The organism is Nocardiopsis alkaliphila YIM 80379 (assembly GCF_000341005.1).
GTDB classification, from domain to species: domain Bacteria; phylum Actinomycetota; class Actinomycetes; order Streptosporangiales; family Streptosporangiaceae; genus Nocardiopsis; species Nocardiopsis alkaliphila.
Map to the genome: position 1 here is coordinate 1 of NZ_ANBD01000112.1, position 15,802 is coordinate 15,802.

Below are 15,802 nucleotides of genomic sequence, written 5' to 3' on the forward strand. Positions count from 1 at the left end.
CTGGCTTCGCGGCGCACCTTTCCGATGCACGTGACCGTGGGTGCGCTGCTGGTGCGGGGTAACGAGATCCTGCTGGTGGACCATCGCGCGTACGGGATCCCTTTGCAGCCCGGCGGGCACCTGGAACCGACGGACGTCACGCTGATCGACGCGGCGCTGCGGGAGCTGGTCGAGGAGACCGGCGTCGACCCCACTCAGATCCGTGTTGCTTCGCGCGCCCCCGTCTACGTCGAGTACGGGCGGGTGCCCGCGCGCCCGGACAAAGACGAGCCGGAACACTTTCATCTGGACCTCGGCTACTCCTTCACCGCCCCGGCGCACCTGGACGTGGGCCGTATCCAGGAGACGGAGGTCGTGGCGGCCGCCTGGTATCCGTTCGATGAGGCCGAGCGTCTTGTGGGGCACCGTGTCGACCGCGCGGTTCGCGAAGGTGGCCTGGGTGGCCTCGCCTCGGTCCGCACCCGGTTTCAGTCTTCCGATCCGGCGCCGTAGCCTTGGCGTCCGCGGCCAGGCGTTTCGGTACCTGATGGCCGGTCGACTCCAACTGTTTCGGAACTTTTCCGGAAAACCCGGGTTGACTTTCGGTGTCTCGTCGCTCAAATTCAACGGCGAGGGCAAGGACGCCCCGGCGTTACGGGCGGATCTGTCGTGCCGGCCCCCGGTTCGATCGTGCGGCAGACCCCTCTGTGAATGTTAGCGCTAACACCCCCGAGTGCAGGCCCGGGACCCGCAATACCCCTTGGATGGACCGTGCGGCCCCAGGGCCATGGAGGCAAGACCATGTTGACACCGAGTAGGTCTTTGATCACCACGTCCACACCGCCCCGAGGGCGGTTACTGCGGTTCGTGCTCGCCGGTGTGATGGCCTTCGTGGTCGGTGGCGCCGGTGCCGTGATGGTGCCGACGCCCGCCACCGCGGCGGAGGTCGACACCAACGCGTGGTACGTGCTGGTCAACCGTGGCAGTGGCAAGGCCTTGGACGTGTACAACCGGGCCACCGAGGACGGGGCGCGGATCACCCAGTGGACCCGCAACGACCAGGACCAGCAACAGTGGCGGTTCATCGACTCCGGTAACGGTTACCACCGGGTGCAATCACGGCTTTCGGGCAAGGTGCTGGACGTCTACGACTGGTCGAGGGCCGATGGTGCCGGCATCGTCCAATGGACAGACCACGACCAGGACAATCAGCGGTTTCGACTGGAGGACTCACCCGAGGGCCACGTTCGGTTGATCAACCGGCACAGCGACAAGGCCGTTCAAGTACAGGGCGGATCGAACGCCGACGGTGCCGACATCGTGCAGCACGACGACCGGGGAGGCGACCACCAGCAGTGGCGACTCGTCCGCGTCGACGCCGAAGAGCCTGGTGACACCTGCGCCCTCCCTTCGACCTACGACTGGACATCGACCGGCCCGCTGGCGCAACCAAGACCGGAATGGGCCTCGCTCAAGGACTTCACCCACGCCCCCTACGACGGCGAGCACCTCGTCTACGCCACGACCCATGACACGGGAACGTCCTGGGGATCGATGAACTTCGACCCCTTCGACGACTGGCCCGACATGGCCTCGGCCGGCCAGAACCCGATGCCCTTCTCCGCTGTCGCACCAACGCTCTTCTACTTCGCTCCCCGCGACATCTGGGTGCTCGCCTACCAGTGGGGTGGTCCCGCCTTCTCCTACCGGACCTCGACCGATCCCACTGACGTGAACGGCTGGTCACCGACGCTGACGCTCTTCGACGGAAGCATCACCGACTCCGACACGGGCCCCATCGACCAGGCGCTCATCGGTGACGATACGCACATGTACCTGTTCTTCGCCGGGGACAACGGCAGGATCTACCGGGCCGAGATGCCCATCGGCGACTTCCCGGGCAGCTTCGGGACGACCTACACGACCATCATGTCCGACAGCACCAACAACCTGTTCGAAGGGGTTCAGGTCTACAAGGTCGAGGGCGAGGAGCGGTACCTCATGCTCGTCGAAGCGATCGGCGCGCAAGGAGACCGCTACTTCCGCTCGTTCACGGCCACCAGTCTGGACGGTACGTGGACCCCACAGGCCGCCACGGAGGGCAACCCCTTCGCGGGCCAGGTCAACAGCGGTGCCACCTGGACCAACGACATCAGTCACGGTGAGTTGATCCGCACCGACCCCGACCAGACCATGACCATCGACCCCTGCGACATGCAGTTCCTCTACCAGGGGCGCTCTCCCGACTCCGGGGGCGACTACAACCTTTTGCCCTACCGGCCGGGTGTGCTGACACTGCGGCGCTGACCAGGGGGCCTGGGCTGGTGGAATCCGGCCGATAGGCGACATACCGGACCGGGAGCGTTCCCACACACAGGCCGGAACCCCTCGGACTGTGGCTCCCGGTTCGGCCGCTCCCGGCCCTGGGAGGGCCAAGGCTGTTTCAAAGTCGGGATGGGGAGACATCAGAGCCGATCGCGTCCTGTAGCGACCCGTTCGAAGTCTGCACCAACAAGCAACGGAGACCGCTGCCCGCGCGCCATCGGCCAGTGGGCCGACGCCGCGCCCCGATACACCCTGGCCTGGTCGGGCCGCCGGATCACTTGCCCCGGCCCGACCAGACCACGCGGATGACGAAAGACACCTTGAGCGATCACGATCCCTTGAGCCGACCAGCGGAGAACACCACCCCCTTGGCGGCCGTGGACCATGGTCCGGACTTCAACCGTCCCATCAGAATTCTCATACTGATCCTTGATCAGATGATCGACGGAACCGGACAGGGAGTCGATCGGGTGGCTCCACGCAGCAATCCGGATCTTGGCTGGACCGAGCGCAGATGGAGCCGCCTCACCTCCTCCCACTCCTCCAGGATCCGAACGTCCGGTTCACCGGAGGGCTCTTCGATCGCGACTACAGCGTCTCCACAGGGTTGGACTCGGATGCGTACTCGGGTAGACACACCACGTTCAGCCACGCCCGATCGGCCTGCTCAGGGCTCACCCATCGAGCGGTGCGCCAGGAGTGGTGCCCCCACCGGCATCGCCGGATCCCGGGTCGGAGACGAAACGACTCGCATCGGTCGCGTCAACGAAGACGGTTCACGCCCTGAACCGGTGCCCGTCTCGACCTTGCCGCTTCTCTTTACGCTCCTCGTGTCGAGATGTCGAAGGGCTCGGCGCGCAAGGATTCTCGCTTGTCGCGCGCATCGGCCGCTCGCCCCCCGCGTATGGGGCCGGATCGGCCACGGACTCGAACGGGCTCGAATCGCTGTGGGAGGCGTGGGTGATCTGTGTGCCTTTTGACCTGCGGAGTTGCTCGACGATGGAGTTGTCTTTCCCACACCTTTGAGGTGGTCCCAAAGCGCTGATCCTTGTATACATTGCACGAGTGAAATTTATGCGATTGATACCCAAGTTTGCGTTTACTGCGACCTCGAGCGTGTTGGTGGCCGGTGGGCTGCTCCTGACCGGCCCGGGCACCGCCGCCGCCGACAACCAAGAACCCGACCGTGCCGAGGACGGGTGTGTGGCGCTGGCTTCGGAGGACAGCTCTGAGAAGTACAGCGAGGCCGACAAGGAAGCCGCCGAGATCCTCAATGGCGAGTTGAACGACGACATGGCCGGCAACATGACCGGCCACCACGCCTCGTGCGCCCGTGCGGTGGTCGAAGCCACCCAGGAACACGGCATGGACCAGCGAGCCGCCACCATCGCGATGGCCACCGTCATCGTGGAGACCCACCTGAACAACTACACCGGTGGCGACCGCGACAGCGTCGGCCTGTTCCAGCAGCGGGACCACTACGGCTCCCAGGAGGAGCGCAACGACCCGAACTGGACCACCAAGGCCTTCCTCGACGAACTGAACTTCGTCTACCCCGGTGAGAGCTGGGCCGGTGAGTCGATGGGTGAGGTCGCCCAGGACGTGCAACGTTCGGCCTACCCCGACCGGTACCACTACCAGGTCGACGACGCCGAGATCATCGTTGACCACTTCTGGGGATAGACCGCCCCACCACAAGAAAAGCGTGCCGTCCCCGCTCTGGCACGCTCCCACCATCCTTGCGTTCTGCCCCGGTTCGGCTCGAACCGGGGCAGAACGCGTTGGCCCCTTCGACCCGCAGCACACCCGAATGGGCCTCGCGCCGTGCTCCTTGTCGTGGGGCACCCCCACCAAGAAGGGTTTCGAAGCGCGGAACGGGGACGATGGCCACATCCGGCCACAATGAAGGTGCGCCAAGCCCTCAAGGGATGGGCGAAGGTGTGGGCTCGACTCCAGGATCGGGCGGTGCGGGGCGATTCCGCAGGGTTTTCCTTCCTTTCCTCCCTCGCGGTGGTCCCGGGCTCGTCTTCATAGCTCCGCCGGCCAAACTCGACACCGAGGACGAGTCGTTGCTCATCCTGGCCGCGTTCTGGGCCGATCTTGACGACCAGGTCACGGGGGAGCGGCTTCTGGAGGAGTCGCGAAGCGCCGCCGTGCCCGAGGACGCCACGCCCTCCCCGGCACGATCTTCGCGCCTTTGGCTGAACGTCTACGGGGCCTGGCTCGACCCGGCCGACGACGACAGGCTCACCGCGTGGGTGCGTGGTTTCGCCCGCGACATGGAACCGTTCTCCACCGGCGGGCCCTACATGAACTTCCTTCGGCCGTGACGAGGGGGCCGACCGGCACGAGGCGGCGCGGGCCGTCTACGGATCGGCCGAACTCGCTCGGCTCGTGGCGCTCGAACGACGCTACGCCCCGCACGACCTCTTCCGGCTGAACCACGACATTCCGGTGGAGTGAACTCGCTCCCGAGCAGGAGCGGTGCTGTGGCCATTACAGGCCGAGGTCTTGGTGAAGGCGTGCGATGTGCCGGGCGTCGCGCCTGGCGTCCTCCAGCGACTCCAGGGTTTGGTCCTATTGCCCGCCGCCGGCGCTTTCGGCCAGGAGACCGTCCGCGATCCGATCGTAGTCCTCGACACGATCCAGGTCCTCCAGGAGCCGTCGGGCTCGGTGGACCCGGGTGGCGTACCCCTGGATCGCTTCTACCCTGTCCTGGGCTTGGGAGCGTAGGAGATGGATGGCCTCGAGCGCCCGTTGGTAGGCCTGTCTCGCCTGCTCTTGGTCGTCGATGCTCACACCCACGGATCGGAGTGATCCCATGAGCCAGGGGCGCCACCCCCACCGCAGGCCCGCTCCCGGGCCTGGGCCCGGCATGGTCGTCGGCGCCGAGTCCAGCTCTCCCTACGCGGGCAGCTTCACTCTGCGATCAGCTCGACCTGCGAAAACCCGATTTTTCAGAGGCGGAAGTCGCTGGGCCTGCATCATCTGGTTCTTGGTATGCCCGAGCTCGGTGGTGATGCTACGAAGCAGCTTCGATGTCGCCTTGCCGCCGTCGAGCTCACGGGCTCGAAGTCGGCCGAAGCCTCCACGATGTGGACCGCCGACCCGAACACCTTGGGACGGTGGTGCGGTCCCAAGGCGCCCTGACAGCGGTCGGAGACGAACGTGTACTAATCATTCAGTACCGTGTCGAACGGAACCCGCCACCACCAATGGGTTTCGGGAACTCCCACCGGTACGGCCTTGGGGACTGCTTTCTCGGCTTGGGCCAGAGCCGTGTGTAGTTCCCGATCCATCGAGTCGATCTCCTCGGCCGTGACCACGGAGAAGGTCACCTCACCCAGGAACCCCTCGAACAGGTTCTCCAACATCGAGCGGTACAGACAGGCCGCGTACCAACCTTCTGTCGGGCCGTTGGCCTCTTGCTCCACTCGGGAGAGCAACGAACGAATCTCTCGGCCCCGGACCGCCGCGCCCTCGGCCACGAGCAGTCGCTGTTCCCGGGCACCCACCAACTCCTCCGAGCCGATCCTGGCGCCCCAGAGCAGCAGTAGCGATCGCTCCAACGGGATGTCCTTGTCAGCGAGATCTATCCGAGCCCGCTCCAACAGTTCCTGTGGTGTTCCGGTGAAGCTGTGAACCGGATCGGTCGGAGGAGCGCTCCACCCGTGATCGGTCAGGTGGGCGATGCCCTCGGACTCCAGCCGCACACGGGTGGCCAGGGTGACCTTGAACAAAGAGAGCGGGCTCACCTCTCGCTCGAACACCAGGGTCACCGTCGTATCGGTCACGTCCTCGGTCCGTACACGTCCGGTACGCACGGTCCGGGAGGCGGAGGCGTGGTAGGCGCGGATCGGGTTCTGATCATCACTCGGAGGAAGTTCCCGATGACGACGCATGACGTGGGTCGCCGCGTCGATGGGGGAGGCGAAGCCCAGGCGGTCGGCGGATCGGCGCAGGGTCTCCACCACCACACGAGGTTCGGCTCCGGGTTCGGTTCGTACCCCGCTTCGTCCCAGTGCGGTCACCTCGGCCAAGTCCTGTTCCAAGCGCTTTTGGACGGGGGAGCGGTGGTCATTGCTCGACTTCCTAGTCTTCGATCTCTGTGGTGCTCTTCGGCGGAGGTCCGCAGAGTGCTTCCTCTATTTTATGTTCGGGTTTTGGGTGGAGCTCGGGGAGGGTGGGTCGCCCAGGAAGTCGGGGAGGAAATAGTCGCCGAGTTTTTCGTCGATTTCGTCTTGGCTCATGTTGTGGTTGGTGGGTGCGTTCCACCACCAGTGGGTTTCGGGGACCCAGGAGGGGATGGGGATGGGGGGAATTTGGTCGGTATGTTCCCTGTAGAGTTGGTCGTTTTCTTCGAGCCATTGGGTGTCGGCTGGGTGCACGAGGTCTTCGAAGGAAACGAATTCGTCGAGGATGATTTGGATTCGGCTACGGTATTCACATGAGTAGGGGAAACCGTCACTCTCGTTGCGCAATGAGTAGGTTTCGCATGTGTCCATGTACATTTGGAACCCGTGGCGGTTTCCTTCTTTTCTGAGTAGTGTGGCGACTTTTTCTCGGTATTCGGGTGTCCAGGCGCGATTGTTTTTCTGGTCGGTGATCCAAAGTGATGTGATTCGGTCCATGATGCTCTCGAAGTTTTTCCTAATTAATCTTCCCTCGAGGTCACCAGTGTTCTGCTGGAGGAGTCCGAGTATTTCTTTTTCTTCTTTGTTATCGCTCAAGGTCATCTGTCTTTCCTTTTCCGTAAGTGGAAGCGACTATGCCGGTGTGTGGTCGGATAAATAGACGCGAGCGGAGTGTTGATGTTTTTTCATCTGATTTTTCGGACTCCTTTTGTGGGATTCTCCGTTCCATGCCAAGGCTCACTCCGGGGCCGTCTTCAAGGCGCCTGAAATTCTTCACCTCTCCTTCTTTCACTGTCTTTCTCAGGCTGCTGAGGTAAGTTCTTACCGGGTGGCCCTCCTGTTCCTCTTCGGGGATTAAGTGGGCGTGCTTTCTGGCGTGATAGGCGGTTGAAATGTCATGGCCCATCCCTACCTCTTCGGCTTGTCTGCGGAGGGAAGATATGATTTCTTCATCGCTTTGATCGAGGTCTATGTCTATCTTTTTGCCACTATGCATTTCGTGGATTACTTTGATGTCGGAATCTAGATTTTCTTGGGGGTCTTTGCTCGGGTGGGTCATGCGGTCGGATGCCATTTTTAGTTTATTCGATTTTGGCATATCTTTATGTTCATCGAGGATCTTTGTCTTTTCTGTATCGTATAGGGCTTTGAAATATTCGTACCGATAGGCGACCTCTTGGAGGGTGGAAGCCCCCTCCCAAGCGAAACGTAGACCCTCGGACATGGCGGGTCGAACCGCGTTTCCCAAGGCTCCGTCGGTTCCCATTGCTTGATATCTGTTCTGGACCACGGCTTTGGCCAAACGCTGCCAACCGAAGCCGGTTCGTTCCTCTTAGCCGCGCACATTACCGTTATTCGAAGTCGTCTTCGCCCCGATGATCCGGATCGAATGGTGGTGTTCGGTGGCCCGTTCCGGGCTGATTCGGACCTTTTCCGGTTGTGATATCGGGTAAAAGTGCTGGTCCGCATCACGGGGCGGGTGCCATGGTTTGCGGATGCCCATTGGGGTTGGAGATGACCGGTTCCGGCCACGGTCGCGAGGAAGAGAAGCGATTTCCGCCTCACCCCGTACGCGCTCATCCCCGCACCGGCTGGGGAGAGAGCTCTCCGACCCGAGCGAGTACGGGTAGGACCGGAACACCCCGGTGGCCCGAGGCCGCGCCCATGGGATACCTTGATCGGCAGTGACACGGGGTGCCTGGAATCCACTGATCCGGGCTGAGATGACACCCGTCGAACCTGATCCGGGTAACGCCGGCGAAGGGATGTCCGCGTACGGCCGGTGGTATCGGTGGCCGAGGGAATCGCCTTCGCCCATGCCAGAAAGGCCACCGATGAGCTCCTCCCACACCGCGATCCCCATCGACAGCCAGACCGTCGTCGTCACCGGCGGGGGCCGAGGGCTCGGCGCCCACCTGTCCCAGGCCTTCTTGGGCCAAGGTGCCCGTGTGGTGGTCAACCACCTCCACAGCGCCGAAGCCGCCCGCGAGCTGGCCGCCTCCCACCCCGACCGTGCCCTGGCCGTGCGGGCCGACGTCCGCGACCCCGAGCAGGTGGCCGCCATGGTCGAAACCGCCGAGGAACACTTCGGGTCCTCGGTCACCACCATCGTCAACAACGCGCTCGCCGACTTCTCCTTCAACGGCGACGTCCGGCCCCACGCCGACACACTCACCCCCCAGAACCTCGACCAGCAGTTCAGCGGTACCGTCCACGGCGCGTTGAACACCGTCCAGGCCGCCCTGGCCTCCATGCGCGGCCAGGCGTTCGGGCGGATCATCAACGTGGGCACCAACCTGTTCCAGCACCCGGTCGTGCCCTACCACGACTACACCGCGGCCAAGGCGGCACTGCTGTCGCTGACCCGCACGCTCGCCCACGACCTGGGACCCGACGGCATCACCGTCAACATGGTCTCCGGTGGCCTGCTGCGCACCACCGACGCCAGCTCCGCCACCCCCGAGAGCGTCTTCGACGTGATCGCCTCCACCACACCACTGCGCCGGGTCACCACCCCGGCCGAATTCGCCGACGCGGCCCTGTACTTCGCTTCCCCTTGGGCGCGCGCGGTCACCGGCCAGAACCTGGTCGTCGACGGCGGACTGGTGATGAACTGATGGCCGCCGCCCCCGACCGCCAGATGCACCTCAACCTGTTCATCTTCGGCTGTGGCCACCACAAGGCCGCCTGGCGCCACCCCGACTCGCCGGCCGAACGCATCGGTGACATCACCTACTTCGAAGAACTGGCTCGCACCGCCGAACGCGGATACCTGGACGCGGTGTTCTTCGCCGACGGCCACGCGGCGGGCGACGTCGCCGGTGGCCCGTGGTGGTTCCTCGAACCGTTGACCACCCTGTCGGCCATGAGCCGGGCCACCCGGCGCATCGGTCTGGTCAGCACCGTCTCCAGTACGTTCTACACGCCCTTCCACGCGGCACGCCTGCTGGCCTCACTGGACCACATCAGCAAGGGGCGAGTGGGCTGGAACGTGGTGACGTCCATGTTCGACGCCGAGGCCCGCAACCACGGGTACGAGAAGATGCCCGCGCACCAGGAGCGCTACGCGCGCGCCGAGGAGTTCGTGGAGGTGGTGCTGGGGCTGTGGGACTCCTGGAGCGATGAGGCCTTCCACTACGACCGGGACGGGATCTTCGCGGACCCGGACCTGGTGCGCCCCATCGACCACCAAGGAGAGCACTTCCAGGTCGACGGTCCGTTGAACGTGCCGCGCCCGGTGCAGGGCAACCCGGTGCTGTTCCAAGCGGGTTCCTCGGAGCAGGGGCGCACGTTGGCCTCCCGCCGCGCGGAGGCCATCTATTCGGTGGCCTACGACCTGCCCAGTGCCCAGGACTACTACGGCGACGTCAAGGCGCGGATCCGTCGGGCCGGCCGCGACCCCCGGTCCGTCGCCATCATGCCCGGCCTGGTCACCTACGTCGGTTCCACCGAAGAAGAAGCCCGAGCCAAACAACGCGAACTGGACGAGCTGTTGCCGACCGAGGAGTCCTTGCAGCAGCTGAGCCTGTTCACCGAACAGGACTGCTCTGGGTGGGAGTTGGACGCGCCGGTTCCCGAGCTGCCGCCACTGGAGGAGTTCACCGGGCCCAAGGGTCGCTACGAGACCATCTTGCGCATCATCGACTCCGAACGGCCCACGGTACGGCAATTGCTCGGCCGCCTGGCCGCCGGTGGCGGACACTGCACCATGGTCGGAACGCCCGAACAGATCGCCGACCGGATGACCCAGTGGTACGAGAACGGTGGCGCGGACGGGTTCAACCTCATGCCGCCGTCGCTGCCGGGCGGGATCGCCGACTTCGTGGACCACGTGGTCCCCGTCTTGCAGCAACGAGGGCTGTTCCGTCGTGAGTACGAGGCGGACACGCTCCGGGGCCACCTGGGTTTGGAACGGCCGCCCTCCCCGCACTGAACACGGGAGGCAGGTTCGGCGGGAGGGAGGTTCGAAGGACCGTTTCCGGTCCTTGGGGACCCCCGGCCGACCTCGGCCGGGTCGATGAAGTCCGCGCGGCCGGCGGGGCGCTCCTCGGGCCGATCAGTCCTGGGACCGGGCATGGGGCGGCGGGTTCTTCCTCGGCCGCATCCGTACCCGTGGCAGCTCCGGGGCCGGGATCCTCGCCATCCCCTCGCGGTTCTTTCCAGGCCCACCGTGGCCCACGTAGCCCTCGACCCGACCGAATCGCTCGCCGTGGCTTTGCCACTCTTGCCGGTATCGCCTGATCTCCTCGGTGGTGCGGCCCAGGAAGTTCCACCACATCACGACCTCCTCACCGAAGGGGGCACCTCCCAGGAACACGAGCCTGGCCGATGCGTCGCCGTCGTTGGCGATCCGCAGCCCATGGTCGCCCACCCCGGTGTAGCCCACGGCGTCCTTGGGCACGTGCACGCCTTCGAGGGTGATGGCCGCACCCGTGTCCACCAGCAGACCGTGCTCGAACCCGGGGTCGACCGCCAGTTCCAGGACCGTCCCGGGATCGAGCCGGATCTCGGCCCCTACCAGTGGTGTGTACGTGCTCACCGGAGACCGTGAGCCCAGCAGTGAACCGAGGAACACCAGCGCCGAACCGCCGTCGAACTCGACGGGTTCGGGGACGAAGGTCTCGAAGGCGCGCTCCGGCCTGTGCCGTACTTCCTCCGGGAGCGCGATCCACAGCTGCACCCCGTGGAGTCGGTCGGTGTCTGATGTGGAGGTCTCGGAGTGACAGATGCCCGCGCCCGCCGTCATCAGGTTCATCTCACCTGGAAGGACGTGGGCGCTGTGGCCGCCGGAATCGATGTGGGCGATGGTCCCTTCGAACAGCCAACTGAGCGTCTGCAACCCCGTGTGCGGGTGTGGAGCCACGTCCATACCGCCGGTGGCCGACACGTCGTCGGGTCCGTAGTGGTCGATGAAGCACCACGCTCCGATCAACGAACGCTGTCGTTGGGGCAGGGTACGGCGCACGTTCATGGCGCGCGGCCCACCCAATGGCACGGGACGCGAGGTGATGATCTCGACCAAGGACCCGCCCTCGCGTTCGGCCCCTGGTCCGGGGAGGCCACCATCGACGCACACGTGGGTGTCCGGGTTCGCCTCTGGATTGGTCATCGCGGTACCCCTTCCGTCGCGAACGTGGATACGACGGCGATGGTCTCGATGCCGTCTCCTTGTGGGCCCGCGGGTGCGGGAGCCTCGAAGCTTCGCGTGTACACGGACCCCAAGGTACGTGCTCCGGTTTTCGGGGGGTGGAGAACCATCACCGGGCGCGTCTTTTCGGCATCGAGGGCTTCTTGGACCGGGCCATCGCCGACACCTTCGGCGGTGGGCGACGGGTCGTGGAGATCAGCGGTTCGGAGGCGGCCTTGGAGACGTCCGTGGCCGACACGTCGCTTGCGTGCCTTGGCCACACCGCTCGGTGGCCCGCCGTCCTTCGAAAGCGGCCTGGGCGGCACCATCGCCATGACCTCCACTGACACGGGGGTGCCGCTTCGGCCCCTTCCACGGCACGACTCATCGACGCCGTGCCGGGGCGGGCCGAAGTCGACATCGAGGGCGTTCGGAGCCTGCCCGGGCTTTTCCGACCTCACCGATCTGAGCGCACGGCCGCGTGGCCTTGGTGACCGTGTCCCTGGGCGAGGATGGATCGTTGCTCGATGGTCTGGCCGATCGGGTCGATGGCATCGTCGTCGCCTCCTTGGGGGCCGGACAGGTCCCGCAGAACATGGTGCCCGCGCTCGGGGGACTCGCCGACCGCGTCCCGGTGGTCCTGGCTTCCCGGACCGGCGCCGGACTCGCGGCCACTTACGGCTTTCCCGGATCCGAGAAGGACCTGTTGTCGCGAGGGCTGGTCCGCACCGGATTCTTGGATCCGTTCAAGGCTCGGATCCTGCTCCGGGCGCTGTTGGCCGCCGGCCATGACCATGGCGCCGTATTGGAGGCCTTCGCCATCGCGGGCGGCTACGCCGCACCCTGAGTGGCGGCCAGGCCACCAGGCCCAGGCCGCCCACCCCGGCGGAACCAGGCACGGCGGAGCCTCGGGCTCAACCACCCGCGCCGGCTCGCCGTAGTCGGCGAGCGTGCCGGCGGATCCTGTCCCGGTCCTCGGGAAAAACGGTCTCCCAGTCGTGTTCCAGTCGAACCCAGGCGGCCGGCTGACCTTCCTCCCCGACCAGGGGAAGATCGCGGTCGATCCTGGCCGCGTAGGAGAGCCCCAGGGTGGGGGACAGGTCCGGGCGGTAGGAACGCACACAGACGGCCAGGGGAACGGGTGATAGCTCCCCCCACGTACCCGTCTCCTCCCGAAGTTCGCGGATCGCCGCCTGGTAGGGGGTCTCCCCGAGTTCGACCGTGCCGCCGGGAGGGACCCAACCGCGCCGGTGATGTCGAACGAGCAGTACGTGGTCGTGGTCGATGGCCCATACCTCCGCGGCCAAGGGCTCCATGGGCCCTTGGAGCGCTTTCTCCAACCAGCGGCGGGCGTCGTCGAATTCCGAGGTGGCCCGGAGGGTGTCGACCAGGGCCGAGTCCAGGGTCCTCTGTTCGAGCCGATCACGCATCATGTCACCACCGTAGGCACGGGCTCCGACAATCCGGCGTGGTCGGTGGAGGCGGACGGAACAACGGATCGGCTCGCGAGCGACCGCTCGGGTCTTTCTCGACGTGGCTCCGGGAACCGCCCGAGCATTCGTCGCGTCCCACATGCGCCATATCGAAAACAACGAGGAGGTCGGGATGCGACGAGTGGACAAGAAACGGGTCGTGCCGGCGGTGGCCCTGGGGGCGTCGGTGCTACTCCTCTCCACGGGATGCTCGTTCGACTTCAGTATCGGAGACGTCGCCGTGGCCGGTGACGAGGTCGCCCGTCAGGCGTCCGCCGTCCTGGAACAGCAGGTCGGCTATGCCCCCGACGACATCACCTGTCCTGAGGACCTTCCGGCCGAGGTCGGCTCCTCCATCCGCTGCGAACTCTCCACCGAGGGACAGACCTACGGTGTGACCGTCACCACGACCTCGGTGGAGGGCACCGACGTCGAGTTCGACATCGTGGTCGACGACGCGCCCACGGGCTGAGTCCATGCGCGCGGGGCCTCCCTGACCTCGACCCGCGCGCAAGTCCCTGTGACCCGCCTCCGGGGATCTCTCCCCGGGGGCGAACCCGTGTGAGAGGGCCCAGGGGTAGCGGATTCGTCGTATCCCCACCGCTTCGGGGTGGCTTTGGCTACGCTCACCACACCGGGACACGGCCGAGGGAAGGTCCCTGATGCGGGAGATCGAAACGAAGTACCGGGTGCGGGACCTGGACACGCTCCTGACCGCGCTCGAGGCCGCCGGGGTGAAACCGGCGGAGGCGGTCCTTCAGGACGACCAGGCCTACGCCTCCAAGGGCTGGGACGCCTCGATGGGCAAGGTCGGTCACACCTTCGCGCGGCTGCGCACCCTGGACGGTGAAACGCACGTGTTCACCACCAAGACCCCGCTGGTCAACTCCATGGAATGTGTCGAGTTCGAGACGACCATCGCGAACCGAGAACAGATGCACGGAGCCATCATGGCCATGGGGTTCGAGCCGACGGTGCGTATCGTCAAACACCGGCGCACCGGCGAGGCCGGGCGGATCGGGGTATGCGTCGACCTGGTCGAAGGTCTGGGCGCCTTCCTCGAACTGGAACTGATGGTCGATGACGACCGTGACGGTCCGGCGGCCCAGAGCGAGCTGGACGAGTGGGCACGTGGGCTGGGGGTGGAGTTGGAACGCACCGACCACACCTACGACATCTTGCTGCTCACCGCGAAGACCTGAGGGAGAGGGAGGAAGACCGGTCGTGGTTCGTCGACCCGCTTTGGACGGGGGTCCCGCCGAAGACACGTCCCTGCTCGGGGCCCCGCCCCGCACCGCAGGGACTCGCGCGACATCGACCGAATCCGTCCGAGCCGGCCGTGCCGGGGGTGGGCTCACACGTGACAGTCGACCGACTCGGACGGTATCGAGAGGGTGAACTCGACCGAGATCGTCTCGGTTCCTCGCAGGGCGTCGGTCAGCACGGCGCTACCGGTGACCTGATCCCCCAAGACCTCCAGCACCACCTCTTGATCGGCTCCGAACACCCCTTCGGGGCCCGACCAGGAAACGCTGTCCATCGCCATTCCACCGATTGTTTGGACGTAGGCGTCGATCTGGACCGTCTCGTCACCGGAATCACCCCGGCCCTGCAGCTCCAACTCTCGTTCCACGCCGGCCTGCTCCAAGGGGACACAGTCGCGTATTTCGGTGATGGGGTACTCCGTGCCGTCCACGATGACCGTGCCCAGAGCGGCTTCGGTCTCTTCGGAGTCGGTGTCCCTTTCCTGGGTGCTTCCCTCGGCGGTGCTGCCCCCTTCACTCGAAGGCGTACTGTCTTGATCACCGGGCGAGTTCGAACAGGCGCTCGCGATCAGTGCGAAGGCCAAGACCGATACCACGATGGCGGTCGAAGGTCGGTGTGGCATGGTGGTCTCCAAGGCGAATGTCGTGCGGACGTGGGGTTTTCGAAGTAGGTCAGCCACAGTGGACGGCGGTGACGAAGTCGCCCGTCAACGGTTCCTGCGCCATGGGAAACCTGCCGAGGTTTCCGGTGGCGGTCGCTTCCTCGCCCGTGGTTCGGATCAGGGGTGAAGGTCCGCTCCCGTGGTCCCACTCGGGGGAGCCGCCCTGCTCGCGTCCATGCTGGGCCATGGAGATGCTGTTGAGTTCGCGGTCCGGAACGCCACCGATCAGGGTGAGTTGGACGAATTCGTCCTCCCAGTTCCAGCCGAGGTCCGGGCCGATCTCGCGAACCATGCGCAACTCGATCGGCCCGAATTCGCTGTCGTTTCCCGTGGCCAGGACACTGAACCGTTCACCGCCCTCCAACTCGGCGTGCTCGCAGGAGGGTTCGTCGAACTCCAAACGCGTGCCGTCGATTTCGATGTAGGCGGTTCCGGGCTCAGCGGGGGGCACGTCGTGCGGAGCGTCGGCGAACAGTTCGTCCAACGTCTCATCGGGGCTGGAACCGGCCTCGTTCTGGTCGTTTGCGCCCGAGGCGGCTTCGGTGGAGGAAGCGTCCTCCGCTGAGGCCTGCGAGGCGGCCGGAGCCTCGTCGCCGAAGCAGCCACCGAGTAGTGCGCACAAGGGGATCAGGGCCAGAAGGGGTGTTCGCCTCGTCGGCGAGGGGATGATGTGCACCGGCAGGGCACCTCCGTCGTGAATGGGTGGGGCGGCGCTCATCCGATCAGCCGTTTGCGGCTCCCGGTACGCCGAAGGCACAAGGTAGTGATGCCACCCCTGGTGTCACCATGGTCAATTTCTGACTACGGCCCGGTGGAGGAAGGACGGAAGGGCACCGAT

General features: G+C 65.4%; 18 protein-coding genes and 1 riboswitch. Of the genes, 9 read left to right on the forward strand and 9 right to left on the reverse strand.

Annotated elements, in window-relative coordinates; genetic code table 11:
- The 4 genes from D472_RS25740 to D472_RS25745 form a co-directional block, all read left to right on the forward strand.
- Positions 1-492, forward strand: a 492-nt coding sequence (locus tag D472_RS25740) for an NUDIX hydrolase (RefSeq protein WP_017605527.1), incomplete at its 5' end; no start/stop codon positions are given.
- 369 nt (positions 493-861) lie between these two features.
- Positions 862-2,286, forward strand: coding sequence for a non-reducing end alpha-L-arabinofuranosidase family hydrolase (locus D472_RS0116220; protein ID WP_026117751.1), 1,425 nt, complete (start codon positions 862-864; stop codon positions 2,284-2,286).
- A gap of 1,134 nt (positions 2,287-3,420) precedes the next feature.
- Positions 3,421-3,987 carry a hypothetical protein gene (locus D472_RS0116225; RefSeq protein WP_017605529.1) on the forward strand — a complete coding sequence of 189 codons (567 nt, stop codon included), beginning with the start codon at positions 3,421-3,423 and terminating at the stop codon, positions 3,985-3,987.
- 386 nt (positions 3,988-4,373) lie between these two features.
- Positions 4,374-4,634, forward strand: coding sequence for a hypothetical protein (locus D472_RS25745; protein WP_017605530.1), 261 nt, complete (start codon positions 4,374-4,376; stop codon positions 4,632-4,634).
- Positions 4,635-4,881: 247 nt separating this feature from the next.
- Here D472_RS25745 and D472_RS0116235 read toward each other — a convergent pair whose 3' ends face one another.
- The 4 genes from D472_RS0116235 to D472_RS28220 all read right to left on the reverse strand — a co-directional run bounded on the left by D472_RS0116235 (position 4,882) and on the right by D472_RS28220 (position 7,728).
- Entirely contained in the window at positions 4,882-5,103 is a 222-nt protein-coding gene (locus D472_RS0116235; RefSeq protein WP_152447974.1) for a hypothetical protein, read from the reverse strand.
- 374 nt (positions 5,104-5,477) lie between these two features.
- A complete protein-coding gene (locus tag D472_RS0116240; protein WP_152447978.1) occupies positions 5,478-6,335 on the reverse strand; it encodes a hypothetical protein in 858 nt (285 codons plus the stop codon).
- A gap of 114 nt (positions 6,336-6,449) precedes the next feature.
- Complete coding sequence (locus D472_RS0116245; protein ID WP_017605533.1) at positions 6,450-7,040, reverse strand: hypothetical protein; 591 nt, start codon at positions 7,038-7,040, stop codon at positions 6,450-6,452.
- Positions 7,024-7,728, reverse strand: coding sequence for a hypothetical protein (locus D472_RS28220; RefSeq protein WP_152447975.1), 705 nt, complete (start codon positions 7,726-7,728; stop codon positions 7,024-7,026). Before D472_RS28220 ends, D472_RS0116245 begins: the two co-directional genes overlap by 17 nt.
- Before the next feature lie 390 nt (positions 7,729-8,118).
- Positions 8,119-8,221: riboswitch (TPP riboswitch) on the forward strand.
- A 51-nt stretch (positions 8,222-8,272) separates the two neighbouring features.
- On the opposite strand from D472_RS28220, the gene D472_RS0116255 reads away from it, so the two are divergent.
- On the forward strand, positions 8,273-9,055 hold the full coding sequence (locus D472_RS0116255; protein WP_017605535.1) for a 3-oxoacyl-ACP reductase: 783 nt from the start codon (positions 8,273-8,275) through the stop codon (positions 9,053-9,055).
- On the forward strand, positions 9,055-10,371 hold the full coding sequence (locus D472_RS0116260) for an LLM class flavin-dependent oxidoreductase (RefSeq protein ID WP_017605536.1): 1,317 nt from the start codon (positions 9,055-9,057) through the stop codon (positions 10,369-10,371). Before D472_RS0116255 ends, D472_RS0116260 begins: the two co-directional genes overlap by 1 nt.
- 123 nt (positions 10,372-10,494) lie before the next feature.
- Here D472_RS0116260 and D472_RS0116265 read toward each other — a convergent pair whose 3' ends face one another.
- The gene (locus tag D472_RS0116265; RefSeq protein ID WP_017605537.1) at positions 10,495-11,547 is read right to left on the reverse strand and encodes a pirin family protein; all 1,053 of its coding nucleotides are present in this window, start codon (positions 11,545-11,547) and stop codon (positions 10,495-10,497) included.
- Positions 11,548-11,695: 148 nt separating this feature from the next.
- On the reverse strand, positions 11,696-11,824 hold the full coding sequence (locus D472_RS29325) for a hypothetical protein (protein ID WP_275040606.1): 129 nt from the start codon (positions 11,822-11,824) through the stop codon (positions 11,696-11,698).
- A gap of 231 nt (positions 11,825-12,055) precedes the next feature.
- Between D472_RS29325 and D472_RS0116275 the strand changes: the two genes are divergently transcribed.
- Positions 12,056-12,412, forward strand: a complete 357-nt coding sequence (locus tag D472_RS0116275; protein ID WP_152447976.1) for an L-asparaginase family protein — start codon at positions 12,056-12,058, stop codon at positions 12,410-12,412.
- Positions 12,413-12,479: 67 nt separating this feature from the next.
- Here the strand turns inward: D472_RS0116275 and D472_RS0116280 are convergent, their stop codons facing one another.
- A complete protein-coding gene (locus D472_RS0116280) occupies positions 12,480-12,998 on the reverse strand; it encodes an NUDIX hydrolase (protein WP_017605540.1) in 519 nt (172 codons plus the stop codon).
- A 139-nt stretch (positions 12,999-13,137) separates the two neighbouring features.
- On the opposite strand from D472_RS0116280, the gene D472_RS0116285 reads away from it, so the two are divergent.
- Positions 13,138-13,509 (forward strand): DUF4333 domain-containing protein, encoded by a 372-nt coding sequence (locus D472_RS0116285; RefSeq protein WP_017605541.1) that lies wholly within the window; start codon positions 13,138-13,140, stop codon positions 13,507-13,509.
- Positions 13,510-13,699: 190 nt separating this feature from the next.
- Positions 13,700-14,239, forward strand: a complete 540-nt coding sequence (locus tag D472_RS0116290; protein WP_017605542.1) for a class IV adenylate cyclase — start codon at positions 13,700-13,702, stop codon at positions 14,237-14,239.
- A 152-nt stretch (positions 14,240-14,391) separates the two neighbouring features.
- Here the strand turns inward: D472_RS0116290 and D472_RS0116295 are convergent, their stop codons facing one another.
- The gene (locus D472_RS0116295) at positions 14,392-14,925 is read right to left on the reverse strand and encodes a hypothetical protein (protein WP_152447977.1); all 534 of its coding nucleotides are present in this window, start codon (positions 14,923-14,925) and stop codon (positions 14,392-14,394) included.
- Positions 14,926-14,974: 49 nt separating this feature from the next.
- The gene (locus D472_RS0116300) at positions 14,975-15,682 is read right to left on the reverse strand and encodes a hypothetical protein (protein ID WP_017605544.1); all 708 of its coding nucleotides are present in this window, start codon (positions 15,680-15,682) and stop codon (positions 14,975-14,977) included.
- Positions 15,683-15,802: the final 120 nt, after the last annotated feature.

What these genes read in the sequence shown, in the direction of transcription:
- D472_RS0116220 (WP_026117751.1), top strand. Translation starts at nt 862, where the DNA reads ATGGCCTTCGTGGTCGGTGGCGCCGGTGCCGTGATGGTGCCGACGCCC.
- D472_RS0116245 (WP_017605533.1), bottom strand. Translation starts at nt 7,040, where the DNA reads ATGACCTTGAGCGATAACAAAGAAGAAAAAGAAATACTCGGACTCCTC.
- D472_RS0116255 (WP_017605535.1), top strand. Translation starts at nt 8,273, where the DNA reads ATGAGCTCCTCCCACACCGCGATCCCCATCGACAGCCAGACCGTCGTC.
- D472_RS0116260 (WP_017605536.1), top strand. Translation starts at nt 9,055, where the DNA reads ATGGCCGCCGCCCCCGACCGCCAGATGCACCTCAACCTGTTCATCTTC.
- D472_RS0116265 (WP_017605537.1), bottom strand. Translation starts at nt 11,547, where the DNA reads ATGACCAATCCAGAGGCGAACCCGGACACCCACGTGTGCGTCGATGGT.
- D472_RS0116280 (WP_017605540.1), bottom strand. Translation starts at nt 12,998, where the DNA reads ATGATGCGTGATCGGCTCGAACAGAGGACCCTGGACTCGGCCCTGGTC.
- D472_RS0116285 (WP_017605541.1), top strand. Translation starts at nt 13,138, where the DNA reads ATGCGCCATATCGAAAACAACGAGGAGGTCGGGATGCGACGAGTGGAC.
- D472_RS0116290 (WP_017605542.1), top strand. Translation starts at nt 13,700, where the DNA reads ATGCGGGAGATCGAAACGAAGTACCGGGTGCGGGACCTGGACACGCTC.
- D472_RS0116295 (WP_152447977.1), bottom strand. Translation starts at nt 14,925, where the DNA reads ATGCCACACCGACCTTCGACCGCCATCGTGGTATCGGTCTTGGCCTTC.
- D472_RS0116300 (WP_017605544.1), bottom strand. Translation starts at nt 15,682, where the DNA reads ATGAGCGCCGCCCCACCCATTCACGACGGAGGTGCCCTGCCGGTGCAC.